Raw genomic sequence first — 25696 nt, forward strand, 5'->3', positions numbered from 1 at the left:
GAAGTTGGAACGCCATGAAAAAGTTAGCTCTTGCGCTGTCTGTAGTCGCCGCTATGTCATCATCAGTTATGGCTGAAGGTAATGCTGAAGCAGGCAAAACTAAAGCAATCGTATGTTCTGCCTGTCACGGTGCTGACGGCAATAGCATGATTGATATGTATCCTAAATTAGCAGGACAACACCCTGCCTATCTTGAAAAACAATTAACAGAATTTCGTCTTGCTGCTAAAACCGGTGGTGCTGAAGGTCGCATGAACCCAATTATGATCGGTTTTGCAATGGGGCTCAGTGATGAAGACATCGCTGATGTTTCAGCATTCTTTGCAAGCCAAGTACAAGTTGTCGCCGATGTTGCCGACGTACCCACAGCAGGTGAAAAACTGTATAAAGGCGGTGACGCCGCTCGTGGTATTACAGCATGTGTTGCCTGTCATGGTCCTGAAGGCCAAGGCGCAGCTGCTGCAGGCTTCCCTGTCGTGGGTGGTCAGCATGCTAACTATATCAAAATTCAGCTAACACAATTTCGTGATGGAGTTCGTCACAACGATTTAAATGGCATGATGCAAGATGTAGCTAAAAAATTATCTGATGCTGATATCGAAGCATTATCTAAATATATTTCAAGTATTAAGCACTAATACCCTTGAATATTTACTAATAAAAAAATGGGCTTTCTAGCCCTTTTTTTATGCCACCAAGTTGACGTTGACGTAAGCTTCATCGATTATTGCTTGACAGTGTTCACACTTTTAGCGTTAAATACACCCCGTACCGAGGTAAACCCAACTGTTTGTAACATAAATCTAATAACATCAAGCAGGTTTCGGACTGATACATTTAAGATATAAGAATAAAGATAATTCATAATAATAATAATTTAAGACCACTCACTAATAATAATAATATGAGTCGAGATTTCATTTTGAAATACTGGTCGCAGAATTTGTAAGGAATAGACCGATTGGTCGACATGCTATTTAGCACTGCCTTACACAACAGAGTGACTGATAACCCAGAGTATTATTTGAAGGATTCAAATAATGGCAAACAAAGCTTATTGCTGAGGATGCACCCGCTGGAAGCTTTATCGCTCGAAGGTATAAAGTAACAAGGATGGTTAACTAATGTCATTGAAGACAATTAGGATAATGATGCGTCATTGAAGACCATCTACGGAAGCTGTAGTCAGGACGGCAACAGAATATAAAAAAGCGTCATTGATGACCAATAACAATTAAAAACGGCATGGAAAGCAGAAGAAATAAAGATCTGACCGGGATAGTCACATAGCAAGTACGGATACTTGGAATCAGAATAAAGTGCGTTAGGCACTATTTTACGAGGCGGCAGTTTATACTGCCGCTTTTTTTTATGCCCAAATAGCATCAATATCAACTTCATTTCAAATACTTACTTTAAATTAACCGCATTCGCTATATAATCGTTTATTAAGTCAATACTTAGGTAATGCTGTATTTGATGAACGTATGTCCGCTTTGTAATCATAGTGCTGATTTTTTTGTTCAAGACAAAAAAAGAGCTTTCTACATCTGCGAACGGTGTGGCTTAGTCTTTGCTAACCCAAAATCACATCTTATGCCAGATGTTGAGCGTCAGCGTTACGGTCGATCGCAAAAGTCATCGAGTCAGAAACCATTATCGCAATTTATTCTGCCACTATTAGCCCAAATATCTCAGCAACAGAGCGGTGCGTTAACTGGTCTTAATTTTGGCCGCTTACTTGACGAACAGAGCAGACAATCCATTGTTGATGCTGGTCATCTTGTTAATCAGTACGACCCATTCTTTGCTGCAGATCAGTCGGTACTGCAACATAGCTATGATTTTGTATGTTGTTACCGGGTATTCGAACACTTTCGTCATCCACACCGTGAATGGAAATTACTCAATCAACTGGTTAAACCCAATGGCTGGTTAGCAATAGGCACGCCTTTATTGACCGATCAAGACCATTTTGCCAAATGGCATTACAAAAACAATCCAACTCATGTAAGCTTTTACCAGCAGCAGACATTCGAATATTTAGCATTAAATAGTGATTTTGAGCTATTATTTGCATCGAAAGATCTGGTTTTGATGCAAAAATCATCAAAATCTGATATAAAGCGCATCCTTATTTAGTGCCTTGTAGAAATTGCTCTGCAAGGACGTGTTTAGAAAACCTAACGAGAACATCATGGCTCGCAGTAAAAAAACTCGCAAAGGCGGCGAAAACGGCGCTAAGTTTGCACCTAGAGTAAAAAAAGTTGATCGCAACGCGGTCGATGGTAAAAAATCTGAAACCGGCCGTAAATCAGGCAGCCGTCACAATGAAACGTTGCTTAAACAAGCATCAGGTAACACTTCGGTTAAGAGTAAAGATGTCCGTCATGGCAGCAAAAAGCCGGTAGCACTTACTTTACCTACGTCTGTTACCGCGCCATTAGTGGTTAAGCCTAAACAGCCTAAACTGACTGACGAACAGAAGTTACTGAAACTTGAAGATGATCCAAGACTAAATCAGTTACTTGACCAACTTGAAGAAGGTCGTGATTTATCTGACACTGATCAAAAGTGGTTGAATATTCAATTAGACAAAATTGAGCAACTGATGTTGAGCTTAGGCCTAACTGAAGGCGATGATACGCCAACACAAAGTCCTAAAAAGCAACTGAGTGACGATGAACTATTAAATCGTTTTGAATCAGGTGCCGATATGCTTAAAGATTATCAGCAGAAAGATTAATCTGTTCGATGAAAGTAATACCAAGCTATTTCTTGGTTTGATATCAAAAAACTGGCGCAAATCGCGCCAGTTTTGTATTCAAAAAAGGATAAATTGTGTCTACAACCGCCATCGTAATTGCTCTACTCATCATTGTAGCCCTTGCTACCTACGCAACACACTTACTGTTAACGCTTAAACGTACAACACAAGCTAATCAACAAGCACTTTCTGAACGTAAGGCTAAAGCTGAAGAACGTAGACAACAAATACTGACTGATATCCGTTACATTGCCGCAGCAATGCTAGAAGATCGTTGTGAACTGTCTGAAGGCGTTATGCGCATAGGTAAATTATTTGATGCATTATCCTTGTCAGAACAAGTTGTGGCAGACTTCCCTAACCTGTTTACCCATTATGAGCTGATTAGAAACCATCCCATCATGGAAGCGCGTAATGAGCTACCAAAACAACAACGGATGAAGTTTGATTTTGAGCGGATGAAATCAGAAGCAGAGTTAGAACAGGTTATTCTAGACGAAGCAAAACACATAGCCGAGTTTGATAAGCCAACCACTCATTAGCGCAACATATTAGTTAACCTGAACTCGAGATAAGAGTTCAGGAGGTCATAATAAAAAACACAATCTTAGTCACTATCGCTATCAAACTTGTTATTTATTCTGCTAACAAGATGAAATAACGCGTCAATAGGCTAGCCAATGACAAGTTTGCAGCAACTTAACTAATCACATTTATCTCATGCCTTAGCTGAATTGAGGTTAAGCATGAAATGAGTACGATTGCAGGCTATGCTGATAACACATCAGCTAAAGTAAGCATCAGCAGATGCCAGCAACAAATTAACGTCAATTAACCACACCAGTTTGGCTGACAAATTGAAATAACAAGAAGCTTAATAAAGCTCAATGATTGGGGTCACACTATGTTCAGTTCACTTTGCTTAGGATTACTCAAAATACTGGGTTGGGAATTTGATGGCCAACTCGATAATACTAAGCCATGCGTCATTATTGTTGGCCCGCATACCAGTAATTGGGATTTCATCATTGGCATTATCGCCCGCAGCGCCTTAGGCACCAAAATTCATTTTTTAGGCAAGCATCAGCTGTTTATTCCGCCCTGGGGATGGCTATTTCGCGCCATGGGCGGTAGCCCTGTCGATAGACGTAAATACAATAATTTAGTTGATGGCGTGGTGCTGTTATTCCAACAAGATCCACTTTATAAACTGGCCTTAGCACCTGAAGGCACACGTAGCCCTGTAACTCGTTGGAAAAGTGGTTTTTACCATATTGCAGCCAAAGCGGATGTTGATATAGTGCCAATCGGATTAGATTTTGGCCGCAAAGCGGTTGTGATTGCCAAACCGTTAAGACCGACGGGAGATATTGAACGCGAAATAAATCAGTTAATGGATTTTTACCGTTCAATCAAAGGTTATCATCCAAAAATGGTTCCTGATTATCAGCAGAAATAGTACTGCAATAATTAACGCTCAATTAGCTTATATTGATTAATCAGAAGTGCGACAGTGTTGGATATACAAGAGGTGTCTTACACAGCATTCAGCGGTTTTTATAACACGCTTTCTAAACTCTCAGCGGCTAGCACATAACTGCCGCCTAAACGTATAACGTGCGTTGGCGTATGGATCCGCACTAAAGATAGCACTAGCCTAGTAGACTCTTGCGAGATGAACACCGGAGACTCACCCCAAAAGGTTACCCCAGCTAAATCAAACCGACTGCGAGTACTGTTAATCTCACCCAAAAAGTGAGTGTCTGTGGCACTAATAGTACTGCGGGCGATCTTCATCTTTTTCTGCTGCATACCTATGCGACTAGACTTGATGGTTACAATCGAGTCACTCATCGTGAGCTGGTTTACATCAACATTGTCAATGAACACCAATTTACAGTCTTCAATAATGAGCTGATCATAATGCCCAGAAAAATATTGTTGGCTTTCTTGATAGCATTTGCCAATACGCTTACTGCTATTTTCTGAATGTTGCTCACGAGCCAAAACATTAGCATTAGAAGGAAAAGTAGAAGTCGATGCAAGGCCCGTTAATAACATTTGATTAAAGATGTGTGGATGCGATTTCATCGGTACATGCCCTGCACCAGCAATAACCTGCAGTTGTGCTGTGGGTAATACATGTAGCAGTGCTTGAGCGGTCCGTAGTGGCGCAACTTGATCATCTGCGCCCCAAATTAACTGCGTCGCAGGCATCTGTTGGTAATTAAGCACAGAGAAGTTTTGTTCCATTAATGCTAATGCCGCATTAGTGTTGGTTTGTTCGCCAATGGTCATATTACGAATAGACTCATTGTGACTTAACCATTTCGTTGGATCTAACCCGGTTCCAGTTTTCTCTAGTATCTTATCGGCAAAGTTATCAACCCGGGCTAACACTCGGCGTAAGCCTTGTGGTAATTCGCTACTAGCCATACCTCGTTTAGAAATCTGTTTTAGATACGCAGTCCGGTCCAAAATGCCGGCGGCATCGACCAGTACGAGTTGCTCAACTTTGCCTGGGTACTGGCTCGCATAATATAAGCTAATCGCCGCCCCCATCGAATGTCCTACAAGATGTACCTGAGCGTTTGGATGACGATAATGGCTAATGACCCAATCGATCACCTTGGCATATTCTTTGGGTGAATAGGTAAATACCGCACCTTGCGATAAGCCAAAACCAGGTAAATCGATAGCAACAACATGATACTGCTTTGCTAACGCGGGAATAACCGTTAACCAGTCTTTAGAGGCTAACTCACCTAAACCGTGAATAAGCACCACAGTGTCACGGTGCTCAAGCCCTGCTTGTAACACAAACAGCGGAGTTTGATGGCTTGGTATTATCACTCGTTCAAATTGATAGTTTGTTGGGTAATCAGCTAGCTCTGCGGTTGTTAATGGCTCGGCTGTCAGTGGTTTTACAGCGCCTATTGAGCGAACTTGCCTATTGATATCATTAAACCAATTAGCTTGCACGGGCATCGCCCACCACAGCAACAGCAATGATATTAATACCAGGAATTTAACCACTGCAAATATCGCTTATCTGGCGGCTTATCAATGCTGTTCGGTACATTGCTTTATGCTGCGAATGTCAGTACCTGTTGGGCTTTGAAACGCACGTAAACCAAACTCAGGTAACACGGCAAAAATGTGATCAAAAATGTCTGCCTGAATCGCTTCATAATAGGTCCAACGAATGTCATTGGTAAAAATATATAATTCTATCGGCAAGCCCTCAGTGGTTGGAGCAAGCTGCCTTACCATCAATGTCATGTCTTTATGTACTTTGTCATGACGACGTAAATACTCTTGTAAGTATGCTCTAAATGTTCCGATATTGGTTAAATGACGGCCATTCACCTTCATCTCAATATCACTTATGTTGGCATTAGCAACACTGATTTCACTGAATACTTGCGGTAAATACTCTTTCAAATAATTGACTTTGCCTAAGCGAATACGTTCTTCATCGGTCAAAAACTGAATGCTATTGACGTCGATATTGATTGAGCGCTTAATCCGTCGGCCACCCGACTCGGACATGCCGCGCCAGTTCTTAAATGCATCAGACACTAATGCATAAGCTGGGATCATGGTGATGGTATTGTCCCAGTTTCGTACTTTAACTGTGGTTAAGGTTACATCTTCAACGGCGCCGTCTGCAGCGTATTTATCCATTTGGATCCAATCGCCTTTACTCACCATGCGGTTAGCAGCAAGTTGAATTCCAGCAACAAAACCCAGAATTGTGTCTCGAAACACCAACATAACCAAACCGGTAGCAACCCCTAAACCACTAAAGAAATAAATAGGCGACTGGTCGGCTAGAATAGCAAAGACAACAATTAAACCAATGAAGAATAAAAACAACTTAGTCAGCTGCACAAAACTTTTTACCGGTAAACGGCGATTAACATGATTAATATCAGCAATTTCATCAATCGCATTCAACCCGCTATACACAGCTCGAATCATAAAAAACACTAACAACGCGCTAAGGAAACGGTCAATAAAAGCGCTAATCAACTCATGCTCGGTGAGCACAATAGGGATCAATAAATCGAGGATTAAAATGGGGATCAAAATAGCGAGACGTTCAAACACATTAAAGCGCATGAAAATATCGTCCCAAGTCACCGAGGATCGGCGGATCACAGCATTCACACCGTGAACGACAAATCGATGGGTAATGTAATAACTTAAACCTGCCACAACCACACAAGCCAAAATTAATATCGATGTTGCGACACCATCCGATGGTTGGCTATTAATACCCAAACGGGTTAACCAAGCCGCAATTTCAATCCGCACTTCTGTATTCACAAACAAATCCTTAGCCACGTTTGCCCTTTACTCAATCAAAAGACGTAAATTAAACCGCATAAATGCAAGCAAACATTCACAGGCTTATCAGTGTGCTCATTATGCATGGTGTTGATGTATAACGTTACCGAAACATCGACTCTATCGGTCAAGATGATAAATTTAATGCAAGTTACTATTTTCACGATTATGTTAACAGTTGCAATGAATGTGAGTATACCCAAACAAGATTAAACAAAAATTAGCTTTGACGCGTGGGCAATAAAAGATAATAAAAAAGGACCTTGCGGTCCTTTATCAAATTACTCTAAACATATCCTGTTCATGACATGTAGTTTCGCTCAATTAAAAACTCGGTAACATGCCCTGCGGTAGCAATCGGTTAAAACTGGCGCCATACAACAAGTCGACCGAGTTCTCGATATCAGGTGAAAAGTAACGGTCTTTATCATAAAACGTCACTATTTCACGCAGTTCAGCTTTGGCCAGCGCCACAGCTGCGCTTGGTTGCAACGGCTTTCTAAAATCTAACCCTTGCGCAGCAGCTAACAACTCAATAGCCAATACTCCACGGGTATTTTCGCTCATGTAGCGTAAACGTCGTGCAGCAAATGTCGCCATCGACACGTGATCTTCTTGGTTTGCCGATGTCGGTAAACTGTCTACCGAGGCCGGATGCGCATAGGTCTTGTTTTCCGATGCGAGTGCAGCTGCAGTGACCTGGGCAATCATAAAGCCAGAATTCACCCCACCGTTATCCACCAAAAATGGTGGTAACTTAGACAAGCTAGAATCAATCAACAACGCCATTCTGCGCTCCGAAATAGAGCCCATTTCAGCAATCGCAATCGCGAGGTTATCAGCCGCCATCGCAACGGGTTCGGCATGGAAATTACCGCCCGAAATAATATCGCCCGTATCTTGGAACACCAATGGATTATCAGTAACACCGTTTGCCTCAGCGCCAAGCACTTCTGCTGCTTGACGGATTTGGGTTAAGCACGCACCTAAGACCTGTGGTTGACAGCGCAGTGAGTATGGATCTTGTACTTTTTCGCAATTGGTATGGCTTAGGCTAATTTCCGATTCATTAGTGAGCAAATGACGGAAAATGGCTGCTGAATCAATTTGGCCTTTTTGTCCACGCGCAGCATGAATACGCGCATCAAACGGACTACGACTGCCCATAGCGGCTTCAACACTCATGGCGCCAATAATTGAACTGGCGGCAAACAAGTCTTCTGCATTAAACAAACCTTCAAGCGCCAGCGCTGTTGAGGCTTGCGTACCATTCAGTAACGCTAAGCCTTCTTTGGCTGCTAATTCAATAGGTTTTAGCCCAGCAATCTCAAGACCTTCCGCTGCTGAGATAATCAGCCCCTGATAGCTCATTTCGCCTTCACCTAACAAAGGTAAACACATGTGAGCTAATGGCGCTAAGTCACCCGATGCCCCGACTGAGCCTTTTTCTGGCACACACGGATACACTCCGGCATTCACTAGCTGAATGAGAAACTCGATAACCTCTAAACGAATACCTGAAAAACCGCGGCTTAATGAGTTAATTTTTAACACCATCATTAAGCGCACGGTAGCATCTTGCATGTATTTACCAATGCCAGCTGCGTGGGACAATACAATAGAGCGTTGCAATAATTGCAGATCTTCTGGAACAATTTTAGTGTTGGCTAACAAGCCAAAGCCAGTATTGATACCGTAAACAGTACGGCCTTCACGTAATACTTGCTGGACGATTTCAGCACTTTGATTAATGTCTTTAATCGCTTCTTTCGCAAGGGTCAGCTTGACACTATTACGGCTGATCGCACGAGTCTGCGCTAATGTCAGCGTACCTGGAATAAGTTCAAATGAATAAGTCGACATGGATTAAGCTCCTAACATTGGCAGGTCTAAGCCTTGCTCTTTGGCACAATTTTTTGCAATGTCATAGCCAGCATCTGCATGACGCATTACCCCAGTAGCAGGGTCGTTCCACAATACTCGGCCTAAACGTACCGCAGCCTCATCGGTTCCGTCGGCCACTATCACCACTCCAGAATGTTGACTAAAGCCCATACCAACGCCGCCACCATGATGCAATGACACCCAAGTTGCACCACTAGCCGTATTGAGTAAGGCATTCATTAATGGCCAATCTGACACCGCATCAGAGCCGTCTAACATGGCTTCTGTTTCTCGATTTGGGCTGGCAACTGAGCCAGAATCTAAGTGATCACGACCGATAACAATTGGTGCCGATAACTCACCGTTTTTGACCATTTCATTAAAAGCTAACGCTAAGCGGGCACGATCTTTAAGCCCTACCCAGCAAATACGTGCAGGTAAGCCTTGAAACGCAATACGCTCACGCGCCATGTCGAGCCAATTGTGTAACTGCGGATTATCTGGAATAAGCTCTTTGACTTTGGCATCTGTTTTGTAGATATCTTCCGGATCGCCAGACAAGGCTACCCAACGGAATGGTCCAATGCCTTCACAAAATAACGGCCGCACATATGCTGGCACAAACCCAGGGAAGTCGAACGCATTCGTTACGCCTTCTTCAAAGGCCATTTGGCGAATATTGTTACCATAATCTGTGGTTGCTGCACCGGCTGCCTGCAATGCCAACATTGCTCTAACTTGCACCGCCATTGATTGCTTCGCCGCTTTAACGACTGCCGCTTCGTCAGTTTTACGCATTTTAGCAGCGTATTCTAAGCTCCAGCCTTGAGGTAAATAGCCGTTTAATGGGTCGTGCGCGGAGGTTTGATCGGTTACCACATCAGGCACAATGCCGCGGGTCACTAGCTCAGTAAACACATCGGCAGCATTGGCTAATAAGCCGACTGAAACAGGCTTGCCGCTTTGGTTTGCTGCGTAAATCATCGCTAATGCTTGATCTAATGAAGTGGCTTTTTTGTCGACGTAACCAGTACGCATGCGAAAATCGATACGGGTTTCATCTACTTCACAGGTTAATACCGAATAACCCGCCATAGTACCAGCCAGTGGTTGTGCGCCACCCATGCCGCCTAAACCGCCGGTTAAAATCCACTTACCCGCTGACGAGCCATTAAAGTGCTGTTTAGCCATGGCGACAAACGTTTCGTAAGTACCTTGCACAATGCCTTGCGAACCAATATAAATCCACGAACCCGCAGTCATTTGGCCATACATGGCCAAACCTTTCTTATCCAGTTCGTTAAAGTGTTCCCAGTTAGCCCAATGTGGCACTAGGTTTGAATTAGCAATAATGACCCGTGGCGCATTGCTATGAGTGGTAAACACCCCAACAGGTTTACCCGACTGCACCAATAAGGTTTGATCGTCTTCAAGGCGTTTAAGCACTTCAATAATTTTGTCGTAACTTTGCCAGTCGCGCGCGGCGCGGCCAATGCCGCCGTACACCACTAAGTCTTCTGGGCGTTCGGCAACATCAGGGTGTAAGTTGTTCATTAACATGCGCATCGCGGCTTCGGTTAGCCAACTTTTACACTGTAATTGGGTACCGTGTGGCGCAATAATGCGACGGCTTGGGTCGTGTCGTTTATCCATATGTTCCTCTTCAACCGAGTTTATTCAGTTTGGTTTTTTATTGGTCTTGTTGTGTATTTTTAATGTCTTACGGTTTTCATTTTCGATACCACCTTTTAACGCGCAAAGGTTAAATGGCCGCCTAGTTTAAATTTGCTACCCGGATGAACTAAACGAGCAAAACTGACCACACCTTGGCGCGACCAGGTACGACGTAAAATTTGTAAGCAAGGTTCCGTTGCAGCAATCGACAACCTTTGTTGTAACAGCTCGTTAGCCATAATGGCTTCAACGGTATGCTTGGCCTCTGTCAGTGGCGCTACGGCCGACAAATATTCATGGGGAGTATGTGAGCTAAAATCTTGTTGTAGGTAATCAGGCACCAGCTGTGGGTTTACATAACGCTCTTCAACTTGTAATGGCAAGCCTTGCTCGCAATGCACCAACACCGAATAAAATACAGGGCTGCCCAATTCCAGCCCCAATGCATTAGCCACTGTTGTGCTGGCCTCGATTTGTCTCAATTCAAGCTGGTTAACACTGTAGCCATGGCCACGATCTTTTATCTCATCGGCAATATTACGAATAGCCAGTAATGACGATTGCGACTTTAATCCCGCAACAAACGTGCCCACTCCCTGAGTGCGCTCTAACACGCCCGAGTCCACCAGCTCAGTTAACGCCCGCCTTGCTGTCATACGGCTACAGGCGAACAATTCAGTTAACTGATTTTCAGACGGCACTCGGTCGTTTTCTTGCCATTCGCCCGTTTCAATACGACTCAAAATGAATTGTTTTATCTGGGCAAACTTTGCTTGGGCCATATCAGCAGCTCTCGGTTTTTTAGACAATAATGTCATTGCTGTTTAAAAACACATCATTCATCCTACCTTGTATATACAAGCTAAAACAAGTATTGTTTAGCAATCAATAATTAATGCATTTTTAGGGATTTTCATGTCGTGGGATCAAGTGTGGATTGATGTAAACGTGGCCACCATGGATACCAATATCCAAGGGGCTTACGGCGTAATACCTCTAGCGGCTATTGCAATAAAAGATGGCAAAATTGCTTGGGTTGGCCCGCGCAGTGAACTACCTGAATTTGATGTACTGGCAACCCCAGTTTACAGAGGCAAAGGCGGCTGGATAACACCAGGGCTTATCGATGCACACACCCACTTAGTCTTTGCCGGTAATCGCGCCAATGAGTTTGAACAACGCTTACAAGGTGCAAGTTACCAAGATATCGCTCGGGCTGGCGGCGGTATTATCTCAACCGTTAACGCCTGTCGTGAAGCTGATGAAGCTGAGTTATTTGAACTGGGTCGACAACGCTTAAACGCCCTAGCCAGAGAAGGCGTCACCACGGTTGAAATTAAATCTGGTTACGGCTTGAACACCGAAACAGAACTTAAATTATTGCGCGTTGCGCGTGAGCTAGGCGAACATCATCACATTGATATAAGCACCACCTTCTTGGGCGCCCATGCTATTCCGCCAGAATATAAAGACAATGCAGATGTCTATATCGACCTCGTCATTAATGACATGCTCCCCGCGGTAATCGCCGAAAACCTTGCTGATGCCGTCGATGTATTTTGTGAAAATATCGCCTTTAATCTTGAGCAAACTGAGCGAGTATTAACTGCGGCTAAACAGGCAGGTCTGCAGATTAAACTGCATGCTGAGCAATTAACCAATATGGGCGGCAGCGCCTTAGCAGCCAAGCTTGGGGCTAAATCGGTCGATCATATTGAGTTTCTAGATGAAGCAGGTATTAAAGCCATAAGCGAAAGTGGTACCTGTGCAACCTTGTTACCCGGCGCATTTTATTTTTTACACGAAACCCAATTACCGCCAATCGACTTACTGCGTCAATATAAGGTGCCAATGGTTATTGCCAGCGATTTTAATCCGGGGTCATCGCCTATTTGCTCCACTTTATTGATGCTCAATATGGCTTGCACCTTATTCAAACTCACCCCAGAAGAAGCCTTACAAGGTGTAACCATTAATGCTGCAAAAGCACTTGGTATCGACAATAATGTCGGCAGTATTACCGTAGGTAAACAAGCTGATTTTTGTTTGTGGGATATCACCACTCCAGCACAATTAGCTTATGCTTACGGAGTGAACCTGTGTAAAACCGTTGTAAAAAATGGTCAGGTAGTTGCGCTACCCAATTAAACAGTTAAACCGTTAAACAGTTAAACAGTTAAACAGTTAAACAGTTAAACAGTTAAACAATTGGGCTCAACTTTTCTCAATCAAATAGCCACAACGTCAACTAAAACTCACTACTAATAGCAGTACCACTGGCGATAATGTCTATCTCCAGTGGCGCTGCTATGTACGTCACCTCAAATCCCGAGTTCAGATTTATTAAACTATTGGGCAATAAAACCGTGATTTTAAGGTCAGTTTCATTTAGGCTGACTATATTAATGAACAATCGTTCAACTTGTTATCGTCAGTATCACAGACAACAATAGTGAGATGAATACTCGATAAGTTCTTTTCAACCAACATCACATTGCCAGAGGTTTTATGAAAATCCGTGTTTTAATATCGCTTGCGACAGCTTTTTTTATGCTTAATACCAGTAGCGCTTTTGCTAAAGATCTAGCAGATACTGCGGTGCAAGCACCATTAGTTAAGCCTAAAGTGATTATTTTTGATGTGAATGAAACCTTGTTAGATCTTGAAAATATGCGCGCCTCTGTGGGTAAAGCGCTTAATGGCCGTGAAGATTTACTGCCATTATGGTTCTCAACCATGCTGCATCATTCTTTAGTAGTTTCAGCTACAGGTGATTACCAAACGTTTGGTAGCATTGGCGTTGCGTCACTGCAAATGGTCGCCGAAATCAACGGCATTGCCATTACACCAGAACAAGCTAAAACCGCCATTTTAACGCCACTTCGTTCATTACCCGCTCACCCAGATGTTGCGGAAGGTTTAGCTAAATTGAAGGCCCAAGGCTACAAACTAGTCACCTTAACCAATTCATCATTGGAAGGCGTAACCTTACAGCTTAAAAATGCTAATTTAAGCCAGTATTTTGATGCCAACTTAAGCATAGAGTCTGTTGGAGTATTTAAGCCGCATTTAAAAACGTACCAATGGGCCATTAAAGATTTAGGTGTTAATGCAAATGAAGCGTTAATGGTTGCCGCGCACGGCTGGGATATTGCCGGTGCAGATAAAGCAGGCTTACAAACCGCCTTTATTCGTCGCCAAGGTAAAGTGTTGTTCCCACTAGCAGCACAACCAGACTACAACGTACTGGATGTAAACGAATTAGCCAGCACCCTAGCTAAGTTCAACTAGCCTTAACGATTATCGCCCAGTATTAGCTGGGCGATAAATTTACACAGCAATGAGTATTTCCTTCTATATAGCCCCATCAATCTCCCCCCCCTTAAGACGACTTGCACTGCCCCTTGCCATTAACCATTAATTAACATTTAATGAATGCTGATTAATCGTCGTCATAAAAAGGGAAAACAGATGAGAAAGGAATATTTAGCGCTATCAGTGGCATTATGTTTGGCTAGTTTAAGCGCAAACACCATGGCAAAAACCACACTGATGCATCATGTTAATGGCTACACGCTCGTCGACGGAAAACTGCAAACCTTCAATGCTATCCAATTTACTGACGACAAAATTGATCGACTATTTACCTTAAATCAAGCCTTACCTAGTGCAATTGATATCACCTCAGTTGATGGCAAAGGTAAAACCTTATTACCTGGATTAATCGACGCCCACGGTCATGTGCTAGGTTATGGTTTGAGTTTATTAACCGCAGACTTGACCAATACCAGTAGCGAACAACAAGCCGTTGAACGCGCGCAAGCATTTAGTAAAAACAACCCGACTGATGGATGGTTAATGGGCCGAGGTTGGAACCAAGAGTTATGGGACAGCAAACAATTCCCGACTAAAGAAAGCCTAGATAAAGCCTTTAAAGCTAATCCGGTATCATTTGGCCGAGTTGACGGTCATGCCATTTGGGTTAACAGCAAAGCGTTAGCACTCGCGGGAATTTCGTCAACCACAGTGGCACCAGAAGGCGGTGAAATTGTCAAAGACGATCAAGGTAATCCTACTGGTGTATTAATCGATAATGCGATGAACTTAGTGTTTAACATAGTCCCCGATCTCAATCAGCAGCAATTACAATCAACCTTAACCCTAGCGATGGATAGCCTAGCGTCATACGGGCTAACCAGTGTGCACGATGCCGGCATCAACATCGACAACATCAAGGCATACCAACAATTAGCAGCGAACAATGCCATGAGCGTGCGGGTTAATGGCATGCTGTCAGTGGAAGACCCTCGCTTTACTAGCATTTTAAAACAAGGCCATATCACCACTGCTAATGACATGTTTAAAGTCGACAGTGTTAAAATATCAGCCGATGGCGCGCTTGGCAGCCGTGGTGCGGCGTTAATCAAAGAATATTCAGACCAACCCGGCCATAAAGGCTTAATGCTGTATTCAGACGATCAACTCGGCAAACTGATTTTACAGTCGATGAAAGCAGGCTTTCAGGTTAATACCCACGCCATTGGCGACAACGCCAATCAAGTGGTACTCGATAAATACCAAACCGCCATTGCAGAAACCGACTCAAAAGCATTACGCCATCGCATTGAACATGCACAAATTCTCGATTTAGCCGACATACCGCGTTTTGCCCAACTTGGGGTTATCGCATCGATTCAAGCAACCCACGCCACCAGCGACAAAAACATGGCCGAAAACCGTTTAGGTAAAGCCCGCTTGGCCGGTGCTTATGCATGGCGCAAGCTGTTAAACGCTAATGCCGTCATCGCCAACGGTTCAGACTTCCCTATTGAATCGCCAAACCCATTTTTTGGATTGCATGCATCCGTAACTCGCCAAGACCATGTTAACCAACCACTCGACGGCTGGCTCGCTACTGAAAAACTATCACGTATCGAAGCACTCAAAAGCTTCACCATCGACGCCGCCTACGCAGGCCATCAAGAGCAGCTTTTAGGCTCATTAGAACCCGGTAAAAAAGCAGACTTTATCCTAGTCGAAGATGACTATTTTACAATCGAACCACAACAGATCTGGCAAAACAAAGTCATCGCCACCTGGGTCAACGGCCGCAAGGTATTTGCACAAGAGTAAACTGCGTTGAGTATGGTTTATTGATAAACAAGATAAGTGGAATTGGTTTTAATAACGTTTTTGCCTGTGTGCCAAAGTGACACAGGCATTGCTTATTGTACGTTTTAACACCATAATAGCTGTGTGACATTTTGGCACATATGGAGATTATATTATGGCGACTACTTTACCTCGCATCACCGCTAGAGTTGATGTCGACACCCAAGATTTACTGACAAAGGCAGCAGCTATCGCTGGTATGTCGAGCATTAACTCATTTGTACTCAGTGCCGCAATCGAAAAAGCCAAACAAATCATTGAGCGTGAACAAGTACTAAAACTAAGTCAAACAGATGCGATGTTGCTTATGGAAGCACTAGACAGTCCAGCAACACCAAACTCAAAACTCAAAACGGCTTCGGAACGTTACGAAAGCAAAACCCAATAATGAATACGGTACTTTTAGATAAAGCTAAACACGATAGAAACCGATTCAACTGTGGTATTGACGCTCTTAATCACTACCTAAAAGTCATGGCGAGTCAGCAATCCACGAAAGACAACAGCAGAACTTTCATTTTAGAAGATGATAACGATAACTCGCATATCATTGGCTTTTATACCTTAACAATGACACCAATTGACCTAAAGGCTCTGCCGGATAAACTACAGAAAAAGTATCAATCATCAACCTCTGGCGGCCTTATAGCCCGCTTAGCCATCGATGACCGCTACCAAGGACAAGGCTTTGGCGAATGGTTACTTATTGATGCACTACGAAAACTGCTAGCGGCAAGTGATAGCGTAGCATTCCCAGTCGTCATTGTTGACGCAAAAGATGGCGCAACACACTTCTACGAACACTATGGATTTCAGGCTTTTCAAGACGCAGAAAACAAACTGTTCATCACCATTGCAGATGTAAGAGCAAGCTTAAGTTAATTAACCAAAAGTCTTGGGAACTCACTAGAGTCATATTAACTGCGCACAAAACACCTGAGGTAACTCCCTCTAAAAATAGCTCTACCTCCTAAATCTATTTGCCCCAAAGTGCCCCTTACATTCCAAAGAATCAGGCATCACTCTTTATTTAAAAGAATTGCAATAAGTGAACCTCTGTATTTGTTTGTATCATTAAAAGTACGCGATTCAAAAACTAACCGACATACGAAGTAGATGAATTTGTTGATTGATTTATATTTGTCTGCAAAGCAGTCAAATAAGACAGGATCTTCTATTGACTGATAGAAGGATCAAATGTGATGTCCATACATTACGGCTTTGCCCTAACCACTGTTTGATTAGTAATACGGTTATTAATTTTTTGTTTCCACGCAAGCTGCTTTTCCGAAAGTTTGCGCTTATTCTTAGTCTCCATAAGAAAGCTATATTCATTTTCGAAGATATAACCTAATTTATAAGCATGTCTTATTAGATCTTCATTTGCATTAGCTGAGTCATCTTTTGCTATTCGCTTAAGCCCAGCAAACAAATTACCTGTGTCAATACCAATAAATTTATTGATACAAACATTGCCTACATAAGTTTTCTGATTGTTGAGTTGATTTTCAATATAACTAATAAGGATAGGCCGCGCGAAGCCGCGTCCTTATCCTAAGTGTTGAACAAGCCCGAACACGTGAGATGTGACTTTTTATTATGTAATTAACAGCTCGAGAAAACGCGCTGTTTGATGTGATTGTTAGCTCGCTACTTTTCAGTAGGCAGCCAGTTCCCTTAGCCTCTTTGCTAATTAGTTAACTCGCTATATTTCAGTATCTTAAATTAACCCTCCGCGGTATTCAGTTAAGCCATTATCCTTATTATCATTTTTAACATTAGGTTCAGGGTATTAAGTTTGTCGGTCGTTTCACTATGCCCATAAAGCGCATTGGTTGCCGACAACAGGGGCAACGGCGCGTTGCTAATCTGCGCTTTATCTCGGGAATGATTGGAAATACAGCCCCAGCAACCGCCAGCATCAGTTGTATTTGTAGCCTGAGTTTTTTGGCATTGCCTCTGAGTAATCCATAGTCTCTCACTCGTCGTAACCCTTTAGGCAACACATGCTGGAGCATCAACCAGAGAAATTCTGTGGCGGGTAGAGTACGAATTTTCTTCGATTTGGTTTGATTGTCTTCATACTCGAAGCTCACCAGACCATCGACTTCACTTTTGATGTTTTTGTCAGGCAGTACACCACGATAAAGATAGCGTGATAGATATTGCAGTGCAGGCAACCCTTTACCCACATGCTGGCAGTCAACCACCCATTTTTTCGGCAGTGAGATTGGCAGTTTGAGATTCAGTTTTGCCAACTGTTCCAGTAAACGTGCGCGCCACACTTTAGCTAAATTGAAAGCGTTGAACAGGTATTTGCCCTTATTCTTTTCCAGTGTTGTTGGGTTTTGTTGAAACTGCCCGCTGGAATAATAAAGTGAATATGCGGATGTAAATCTCGCCGCCGGCTGTGAGTATGCAGCACGCCAGTGAAACCAATATCACCGGCAAGTTTTGGTGAGTTAAGTGCAAAGTCTTTGAGCACACTGGCAGCCACTGAAAACATGGCTGGATAGAGTACTTCCGGTTGATATTTAGCAACCACACGCAGCTCATATGGCAAAGTAAATGTCACCATAAAGTAATCGACAGATAACAATTTAGCCTGTTGCTTAGCTAACCAATCTGCTGTGGTGTTGTACTGGCATTGGGGACAACTGCGATGACCACATGATAGCGGGAAATCTGCTGTATGAGTACACCCCTGACAAACCCAGTGGCTAGCTCTTTGGGTGTGAACGCGACAGCTCAGCATGGCATTAATGGCATGGCGCATTGATGTTGTTATTTGGCCATCATAAGCTTGATTAAACGCATCAAGATGGTCACGTAAAATATCGATAAACTTCATATCTCGCACTCCCACTTCAACACCAAATTATTAGTGAGCTGGTTAACCGACAAGGCCGTGTTTTTACGGGTAATATGAGTGAGACGTGTATACCTTGCTGTGGTGTTTAGGCTGTTGTGACCGAGCAAGTGTTGTACTGAGCGTAAATCTAATCCTTGCTCTAGCAAATGAGTCGCATAGCTGTGACGTAAATTATGTGGACTGATAGATTTGTGAATGTTGCACTCAGAAATCACTTTTTTCATGGCCTTTTGAATACCACCGCGGTCCATCAGCGAGTCTGGCTTGCCATCTTTACCGGGAAATACATGCCGAGGATGGCGATGGGTTTGCCAGTAATACCGAAGCGCTAACAATGTGCGTTGTGGTAAAGGTACTAGCCTATCCTTGCCGCCTTTGGCGTCACGAACATGCACCTGCATCAACGCTGAATCGATATCGCCAACCTGTAATGAAATTGCTTCACCGAGGCGCAACCCCATACTGTATAAGGTTAAAAAGCACACTTGATATCGCAGCTTATGGGTGAGGCTAATGACGATTGAGACTTCGGCAGGGGTTAGAATATCCGGTAGGCGTTTGACCTGCGGCGGCTTAACAATGTTGAGCCACTCCCAAGATTGATTAAGGACATACCGGTAGAAAAACTGTAATCCATTGCGGTCGAGTTTTACGGTACTCCAGGAGTGAGAGGCAATTAAATCAGCAAAATAACGCTTTAAGTCATCGGTTGAAAGGTTATCAGGGCAACAGTCAAAATAAGCGCTAATGCGCCTAATGGCGCGACTGTACGCATCGATAGTCGCAGGCCGCTTGCCTTGCAGAGTTAAATTGGTAAGATGTTGTTCATAAAGAAAATCAAAGCGTTGTTGTTCATGAGAGTTCATGATAATACTCCTAGATAAATGCCAAGGTAGGCAGGGTCTAGTAAGTATTTATGATGGTGAGAAAGATGGGCTTTTATCTTTTCTGCCGCAGAGCGGCTTCGTTCAACAAAGCTCTTTGATAGATTGACCGCAAGGACAATTATCCCAACCTTCGTTTATTTCAACACCTACGAGTTTCCACTCATTTTTTGCTTGATAGAAATCAGTGGCATTGGATAAAGGCAAAATATGCTCTTTAAGTTTTTCAAAATTATGCTCCATGCTGAGGAATCCTTTTTATACGTATAACGCCCAAATAATTCGCCAGAGTTAAATGGCTGTTTTTTACGAGGGTCTAATTGATTTGCTGGTTAGCTCTCACCTTGCACTTTATAGACTGGCTTGTCTTTTCTATGAACAATATTAAACGATGTAAAAGCAGTTCTAGTCGTCGTTACGGAAATCACGTGCCCTTGAGGTAAAACGTCATGAACTTTGGATTTGGTTAGAGTTTTATTTAAAGCACCAAGAACTATACCTGTAATTTTAATTTCAGTACCTAAATCGTAAAAGTCATGATCACCCTCAGAGTAAAAATCTTCTTGGGTGAATTGAACTCGATACTCATCTTCATAGCCCCACTCAATATATTTTGTATTACAAAGTTTAAAAAAACGTCGTTTAGATTCTTCATCTCGCTGTGAAAATAAATCGCCAAGATCAACCTGTTCTCGGCTTTTCCGATAAGAGATTGCTTCAGCAGCTTTATCTGGAACTTCTAACTCTAAGGCTACACCTTTGTGTTTATCACCATAGTGCCCCCAAAGCAATGGACTATTCCAGCTAGCGCTACAACAAAGAACTCTCAACTTTTCGTCCAACTTTCTTTTGCTCTCATTTATCAGCCTTCGATCAATCCGATCACCTAACGACATAGCGGTAAGTTCAAATGGGTCATTGAAATCCGAATATTTTGAAATTTTAAGCCTTTGTTTGTTAATTGCCTCTAACGCCCAAACCTCTGGTAAAAAATGGAACAATTTCACTAATAATCCTTTGGCCGCTGAAATTATTGATTAATATCATCCTACATTTGCTTTATCTTCGATGTAAAGCAGTTAAATCTATTAGTGTTACAACTGCATTGAGGCCGCTGAAGAAAATAGCGTGAGCTGGCCATGGACGGCCAGCTAGCTTTCGAGGGGAAGGGACGCCCCATCGGAAGCGTTAGCATTTTCGAATAAGGCCGAAGAACACTAAAACGAAGTTAAAAGCTGGATCAATTTCCGTCGCAATTTTTTCGCTGCTGTTGTTTGGTTAAAAAGCGAAAATGTTGCCGGAACGGCAGGGGTGATCCAAGAGGGGGATTGCTGTTGATCTCCCTTTTGGCCCGTGCAGGGTGGAACCTTGCGATCTTAATTCAAACGAAGTTTGAAAATCTGGTGTGGGCGAAGCGCCACGACCTTAGTGGCCGCAGGCCATAAATCAAAGATAATAAAAACAAATAAGAATTACTGAGATTGCAGCAAGAAATTGACCATGTCATCACAACCTAAATGCTGACATAGCCAAAACAAACGCGGAATAAACGAATTAAGCTTGGGTAAACAACTGATACAACTTATCTTTTAATACCAAACGGTCAAGCTTTGCTTGCTCAATAAAGTCATCACTTGTTGGAGTATTGCGTAACTCCAGCTTACGAATTTCAGTATCTAATTTATGATACAGCTTCGCATCTTCAGCAAACTCAGTATCATTGGCGGTTAACAATGAAATCTTGTCTTGATACTCAGGGAAATCAACTAATAACGCATGGCTTTCACCTAACATACTTCTCTCCTTTTCATGTCAATGTCTAATAATGTTAGACCATATTTACACCTTATCGTCAAACTTACTCTCATGTTTTTCAATAACAAGCATATAAAAACTGCAACAGCTTAACCGCTATAACTGTTAGGATATGCTTATATTCGTACTTGAATACCGCTATTAACTTAATGAGTAATCAATGAAAAAACTTCTCAATGTCTTAATCATCAGTCTGCTCGTCAGCGCATGTTCAGATCCAGCAACACCTGAAAATAATTCCAACTCTATCACCGCAACAGCGGGAAAGTCTGCTACTAAGCTCAGTCTTAAGCAGCAAGTAGAGTCGATCACTAAAGACTATTTTGTACTCAGACCTGAAATTGCCACTTATTATGGCGTGAGCGACGCAAGCATCAATGCCAAAGTGATGTCTAAACTCACCGACTACAGCCCATCGGGTGAAACCCATCGTCGCAAAGGGCTTAAGGCAATACTGAGTCAACTCAACGATATTGATGCAACAAGCTTAACTCCCTCAGAAACGATCAGCTTAAACGCGATAAAGTCTGAAGTGAAAGGCGCTTTATTACCTGCTCAAACAGTGAATTATGGCACGGTATTAGGCGAGTATGGCGTGTGGTTTTTACCCTATGCCGTAAACCATTTATCGGGTTTGCAAATTGAATTCCCCGGTTACATGGAAGACAAATTTTCCGTTACCAATACCGATGAAGCGAACGCTTATTTAAACCGTTTAAGCATATACCCTGCAGCGATGGGGACGCTTATCGATAAGCTTAACCATGATGCCGACATAGGCGTCATTCCACCGGACTTTGTCATTGATAACACTCTGCGTGGGTTACAGGCCCAAATCAGCGGCCCAGTAAACAGCCATCCTTTAGTGACCAGCTTCAACGCTAAACTTAACGCAGCAAAAGTGGTCGATAGCGATACATTGGTAAAGTCTGCTACGGAACTGGTCGAGACTAAATACTATGCCGCCACCCGCCAATTGATTGCAGCTTTAGAAGCGGTAAGTCCAAAAGCAACTCATGAAGCTGGCATTGGGCGTTTACCCCAAGGGGCGAAGTTATATCAAACGCTTATCCAGCATTTAGGCAATTCGACCAAAACTGCTGATGAAATTCATCAACTCGGTTTAGCTGAAGTAGCCCGGATTACTGCCGAGATGGACGGGCTACTCAAAGAAGTCGGTTATGTTAATGGCACCGTCGGTGAGCGCATGCAGGTGTTACTCAACGACCCACAATATCTTTACCCTAATACCCCTGAAGGTAAGCAACAGCTAATGGCCGATATTGATGCCGACTTAGCCTTGGTTGATGCAAAATTACCACAGTGGTTTGGTCGCTTGCCTAATCAAGATGTGGCTATTGAAGCGGTACCAGACAGCCGTGCAGCTTCTACTAGCGGCGCATTTTACGATGCCCCTTCGCAAGACGGTTCACGTAAAGGCACCTTCTGGATCAGCTTGTATGACACGGCATCACTGCCATCTTATTCATTACAGACCTTGACCTACCACGAGACCAATCCTGGTCATCATTTACAAACCATTATTGGCTTATCTGATGAATTACCACTGCTAAGCACAGTGTTTTACTCCAATGCGGCTGGCGAAGGTTGGGCTTTATATGCCGAGCGTTTAGCTGCCGAAATGGGCATTTATGCTAATGACCCTATCGACAACATTGGCCGTTTGCAGTCAGAGTTACATCGTGCAGTTCGCCTGGTGGTTGATACAGGCATGCACGCCAAAGGCTGGAGCCGTGAACAAGCCATTGACTACGCGGTGGCAACTGAAGGGATTCATTTGTCGGAAGCCACCGGCGAAATTGAACGCTATACCGTTTGGCCAGGCCAAGCACTCGGCTATAAGTTGGGTGAGCTGAAAATTATCGAACTACGTACCAAAGCCAAGCAAGTCTTAGGTGATAAGTTTGATATTAAAGTGTTCCACGATCGCTTATTAGAAAATGGCGCATTGCCATTAGATTTAATGGAGCAAAAAATTAATCAGTGGTTAGCCAGCGAAACGGCTGCGTAATCAACCTCAGCTCGAAATAATAAGCTTCCGCTCAGAATAATAGTGTTTGAGCAGGTTAGACAATAAAGCCACAGGGCGAATACTCGTGCTGTGGCTTTATTGTCATTTATCGTTTTGCAACTTGGTTTAACTTAAATCAGTTTTATTTAGCTTGGTTTTGAAACGCGGCTAATTGCTTAGTGTATTTGTTTTGATAGAACGGATGGTCGGTACTCGCTAACGCTTGTTGTTCAGCTTCAATAGCCTGAGTTATTTTGCCTGTAGCAGCATAAACACTGGCTAACTCATGGTAGGCCGAATGCGCTTTAGGGTAGGCTTTCAGCGTATCTTGATAAACCCCAATCGCTTGCTGTGGTGCTGCTTGAACTAAACTATTACCTAAAGCTAACAGCGAATCAATTGCTGGCACATCAAAGCCATAAACCTCATCAGACAACCGTTTATAGTAGGCTAGAATCGCTTTAGTCCCTTGTTGCGATACTTCTGAATCCGCCGCTAGAACAGTGTGAACATCGTTAAATATCTTCTCGATACCTAATGCCGTCGCCAAAATAGGTTGAGTCATATAATAGCTGCCGTCAAAACGCTTTATTTGATAGTTCAATTTAGCATTGGCATTGGTTTGAATAATATCTTCAAGCTTAGCAAACGAATCCAGCTGCCTTTGTTCAAAGTCGCTATCACTGGTGCTAACAAATAGAAATCTTGGTTTGCCGTCCATTTTTTTGAGATTTTTAGGCGCATCATTGAGCACATAAGCAAAGTCTGTTGATAATACTGGGCTGGCAGCAATATAGGCATTAAATAAGCTAGGGCGATTAATTAAGCTGTATAGCACTAAACCTGCATTGCCAGTGAAGCCGTTAAAAATACGAAAGCCATTGGTGCGATAGCGTTTATCAATTGCGGGCAGTAAATCGTGCTCAAAAAAGTCCAATAGTGCTTGATCGCCCTGCTGCTCTATCGCACGCTGTTTTAATTTTCCCAAGCCTTGATGGCCATCGGGTGCTGTAACAATAATGGTTTCTAACCACGGCCAGCCGCCATTATGACTCATCCAGTCATGCATACCCGCTAAATACAAATGGCTACGAGGATGTAAGTCAAATAACACCACGTAGCGCTTATCGGTTTGCTTGGTATAACTGTTTGGTAAGGTCACCAAAAAATCGGCTTGCTCGCTAAATAAAGCAGACTTCACACTCAAGGTTTCGGTCGTTGGCGGCAACATTTCAGTAGCAAACACCACACTAGCATGAAAAAAGCTTAGTAATAATGCGCATATAGACAGGCTTTTAGCCCATAAGCTCGGCCATTTGAAATAACGTTTTTTCCCTATTGTAAGCATGGTACCTTCCTGGTGAAACGTGACAGTTAAGTTAACCCGAAGCTACCAGACCACATCACACAAGGCAATTTAGCAATATCTAAACTTAGCTCACATCTTGCATTCAAAGTCATCTAACTAGGGTGCAATATCACGAATAGCACTAGCCTTAATCGCCAATAAAGCTTAGGATCATCACTACGTTAATTTATTGTTTTGGAGTAACAAATCTTATGAGTATTAGAGCTATTATCGTTGATACCGCCGGTACCACTACCGATCTTAACTTTATTCAGGATGTGTTATTTCCTTACTCAAGAAAAGCGATGGCTGAATTTCTTGAGCAAAACCAACATAACGTTGTGGTTGATTACTGTATCAGCGATGTTAAAGATATTGCCTTAGAACCAGACGCGACACTCGAACGAGTCACTGAGATTTTACAGCAATGGATCGATGAAGACCGTAAACTAACACCACTTAAAACCCTACAAGGATTAATCTGGAAACAAGGTTATAACCGCGTAGAGTTTACTGGCCACATTTACCCTGACTTTATTGATAACATTGAGCGCATTAAAGAAAAAGGCATTCGTATTTACAGCTTCTCTTCTGGTTCTGTCGAAGCGCAAAAGCTGTTATTTAGCCACACCGAAGCAGGCGATTTAACCGGTTCGTTCAATGGTCACTTTGATACTCGCACAGGCAATAAATTAGACAAACAAGCCTACTGTAATATTTGCAACACCATTAGCTTGAAACCAAAGCAGATCTTATTTGTATCGGACGTAGCAGAAGAGCTCAAAGCTGCAGAAGCCGCCGGCATGACAACTTGCCAAATGATCCGCTTCGCCGACCAACGCCAAGCCACGTGCAAAAAAATAAGCAGCTTTAGTGAGTTAGCGTTCGATTAACA

General features: G+C 43.0%; 22 protein-coding genes and 1 pseudogene. 12 read left to right on the forward strand and 11 right to left on the reverse strand.

Annotation, left to right across the window (positions count from 1 at the left end):
• Positions 1-14 precede the first annotated feature (14 nt).
• The 5 genes from CXF88_RS20430 to CXF88_RS20450 all read left to right on the forward strand — a co-directional run bounded on the left by CXF88_RS20430 (position 15) and on the right by CXF88_RS20450 (position 4226).
• Positions 15-638 carry a c-type cytochrome gene (locus CXF88_RS20430; RefSeq protein ID WP_101088615.1) on the forward strand — a complete coding sequence of 208 codons (624 nt, stop codon included), beginning with the start codon at positions 15-17 and terminating at the stop codon, positions 636-638.
• Between the two features lie 841 nt (positions 639-1479).
• Positions 1480-2142, forward strand: coding sequence for a methyltransferase domain-containing protein (locus CXF88_RS20435; RefSeq protein ID WP_101088616.1), 663 nt, complete (start codon positions 1480-1482; stop codon positions 2140-2142).
• A gap of 55 nt (positions 2143-2197) precedes the next feature.
• Positions 2198-2746: a Der GTPase-activating protein YihI gene (gene yihI / locus CXF88_RS20440; RefSeq protein ID WP_101088617.1), complete on the forward strand. Its 549-nt coding sequence runs from the start codon at positions 2198-2200 to the stop codon at positions 2744-2746.
• A 95-nt stretch (positions 2747-2841) separates the two neighbouring features.
• Positions 2842-3309, forward strand: coding sequence for a DUF2489 domain-containing protein (locus tag CXF88_RS20445; RefSeq protein WP_101088618.1), 468 nt, complete (start codon positions 2842-2844; stop codon positions 3307-3309).
• Between the two features lie 362 nt (positions 3310-3671).
• Positions 3672-4226 carry a lysophospholipid acyltransferase family protein gene (locus CXF88_RS20450; protein ID WP_101088619.1) on the forward strand — a complete coding sequence of 185 codons (555 nt, stop codon included), beginning with the start codon at positions 3672-3674 and terminating at the stop codon, positions 4224-4226.
• Between the two features lie 98 nt (positions 4227-4324).
• On the opposite strand, the gene CXF88_RS20455 is transcribed toward CXF88_RS20450, so the two are convergent.
• From CXF88_RS20455 to hutC, 5 genes are all read right to left on the reverse strand, one after another.
• Complete coding sequence (locus CXF88_RS20455; protein ID WP_157822841.1) at positions 4325-5749, reverse strand: alpha/beta hydrolase; 1425 nt, start codon at positions 5747-5749, stop codon at positions 4325-4327.
• An 81-nt stretch (positions 5750-5830) separates the two neighbouring features.
• Entirely contained in the window at positions 5831-7099 is a 1269-nt protein-coding gene (locus tag CXF88_RS20460) for a mechanosensitive ion channel domain-containing protein (protein WP_101088621.1), read from the reverse strand.
• Positions 7100-7444: 345 nt separating this feature from the next.
• Positions 7445-8983, reverse strand: coding sequence for a histidine ammonia-lyase (hutH, locus tag CXF88_RS20465; RefSeq protein ID WP_101088622.1), 1539 nt, complete (start codon positions 8981-8983; stop codon positions 7445-7447).
• Positions 8984-8986: 3 nt separating this feature from the next.
• Positions 8987-10657 carry a urocanate hydratase gene (hutU, locus tag CXF88_RS20470; protein WP_011639362.1) on the reverse strand — a complete coding sequence of 557 codons (1671 nt, stop codon included), beginning with the start codon at positions 10655-10657 and terminating at the stop codon, positions 8987-8989.
• A gap of 95 nt (positions 10658-10752) precedes the next feature.
• A complete protein-coding gene (hutC, locus tag CXF88_RS20475) occupies positions 10753-11460 on the reverse strand; it encodes a histidine utilization repressor (protein WP_101088691.1) in 708 nt (235 codons plus the stop codon).
• Positions 11461-11593: 133 nt separating this feature from the next.
• Here hutC and hutI point away from each other — a divergent pair, with 133 nt between their 5' ends.
• The 5 genes from hutI (at position 11594) to CXF88_RS20500 (ending at position 16732) form a co-directional block, all read left to right on the forward strand.
• Positions 11594-12826 (forward strand): imidazolonepropionase, encoded by a 1233-nt coding sequence (gene hutI / locus CXF88_RS20480; protein ID WP_101088623.1) that lies wholly within the window; start codon positions 11594-11596, stop codon positions 12824-12826.
• Between the two features lie 402 nt (positions 12827-13228).
• Positions 13229-13969: a haloacid dehalogenase type II gene (locus tag CXF88_RS20485; RefSeq protein ID WP_197708483.1), complete on the forward strand. Its 741-nt coding sequence runs from the start codon at positions 13229-13231 to the stop codon at positions 13967-13969.
• Positions 13970-14149: 180 nt separating this feature from the next.
• Positions 14150-15811, forward strand: coding sequence for an amidohydrolase (locus CXF88_RS20490; RefSeq protein ID WP_101088625.1), 1662 nt, complete (start codon positions 14150-14152; stop codon positions 15809-15811).
• 154 nt (positions 15812-15965) lie between these two features.
• Positions 15966-16238 (forward strand): DUF1778 domain-containing protein, encoded by a 273-nt coding sequence (locus tag CXF88_RS20495; protein WP_011639367.1) that lies wholly within the window; start codon positions 15966-15968, stop codon positions 16236-16238.
• Positions 16235-16732, forward strand: coding sequence for a GNAT family N-acetyltransferase (locus CXF88_RS20500; protein WP_101088626.1), 498 nt, complete (start codon positions 16235-16237; stop codon positions 16730-16732). The genes CXF88_RS20495 and CXF88_RS20500 overlap by 4 nt, the downstream gene beginning before the upstream one ends.
• A gap of 902 nt (positions 16733-17634) precedes the next feature.
• Here the strand turns inward: CXF88_RS20500 and CXF88_RS20510 are convergent.
• The 5 genes and pseudogenes from CXF88_RS20510 to CXF88_RS20525 form a co-directional block, all read right to left on the reverse strand.
• Positions 17635-18701, reverse strand: a pseudogene (locus tag CXF88_RS20510) (IS91 family transposase).
• Positions 18698-19588, reverse strand: coding sequence for a site-specific integrase (locus tag CXF88_RS20515; RefSeq protein WP_101088627.1), 891 nt, complete (start codon positions 19586-19588; stop codon positions 18698-18700). The pseudogene CXF88_RS20510 and the gene CXF88_RS20515 overlap by 4 nt, the downstream one beginning before the upstream one ends.
• A gap of 102 nt (positions 19589-19690) precedes the next feature.
• Entirely contained in the window at positions 19691-19849 is a 159-nt protein-coding gene (locus tag CXF88_RS21940) for a hypothetical protein (RefSeq protein ID WP_157822842.1), read from the reverse strand.
• A gap of 89 nt (positions 19850-19938) precedes the next feature.
• Positions 19939-20613 carry a DUF2971 domain-containing protein gene (locus CXF88_RS20520; RefSeq protein WP_101088628.1) on the reverse strand — a complete coding sequence of 225 codons (675 nt, stop codon included), beginning with the start codon at positions 20611-20613 and terminating at the stop codon, positions 19939-19941.
• A gap of 547 nt (positions 20614-21160) precedes the next feature.
• A complete protein-coding gene (locus CXF88_RS20525) occupies positions 21161-21400 on the reverse strand; it encodes a YdcH family protein (RefSeq protein WP_101088629.1) in 240 nt (79 codons plus the stop codon).
• 181 nt (positions 21401-21581) lie between these two features.
• Here CXF88_RS20525 and CXF88_RS20530 point away from each other — a divergent pair, with 181 nt between their 5' ends.
• On the forward strand, positions 21582-23453 hold the full coding sequence (locus CXF88_RS20530; RefSeq protein ID WP_101088630.1) for a DUF885 domain-containing protein: 1872 nt from the start codon (positions 21582-21584) through the stop codon (positions 23451-23453).
• Between the two features lie 142 nt (positions 23454-23595).
• Here CXF88_RS20530 and CXF88_RS20535 read toward each other — a convergent pair whose 3' ends face one another.
• Positions 23596-24801: an alpha/beta hydrolase-fold protein gene (locus tag CXF88_RS20535; RefSeq protein WP_101088631.1), complete on the reverse strand. Its 1206-nt coding sequence runs from the start codon at positions 24799-24801 to the stop codon at positions 23596-23598.
• A gap of 212 nt (positions 24802-25013) precedes the next feature.
• Between CXF88_RS20535 and mtnC the strand changes: the two genes are divergently transcribed.
• Positions 25014-25694 (forward strand): acireductone synthase, encoded by a 681-nt coding sequence (gene mtnC / locus CXF88_RS20540; RefSeq protein WP_101088632.1) that lies wholly within the window; start codon positions 25014-25016, stop codon positions 25692-25694.
• Positions 25695-25696: the final 2 nt, after the last annotated feature.

The organism is Shewanella sp. ALD9, assembly GCF_002836315.1.
Classification (GTDB): Bacteria; Pseudomonadota; Gammaproteobacteria; order Enterobacterales; family Shewanellaceae; genus Shewanella.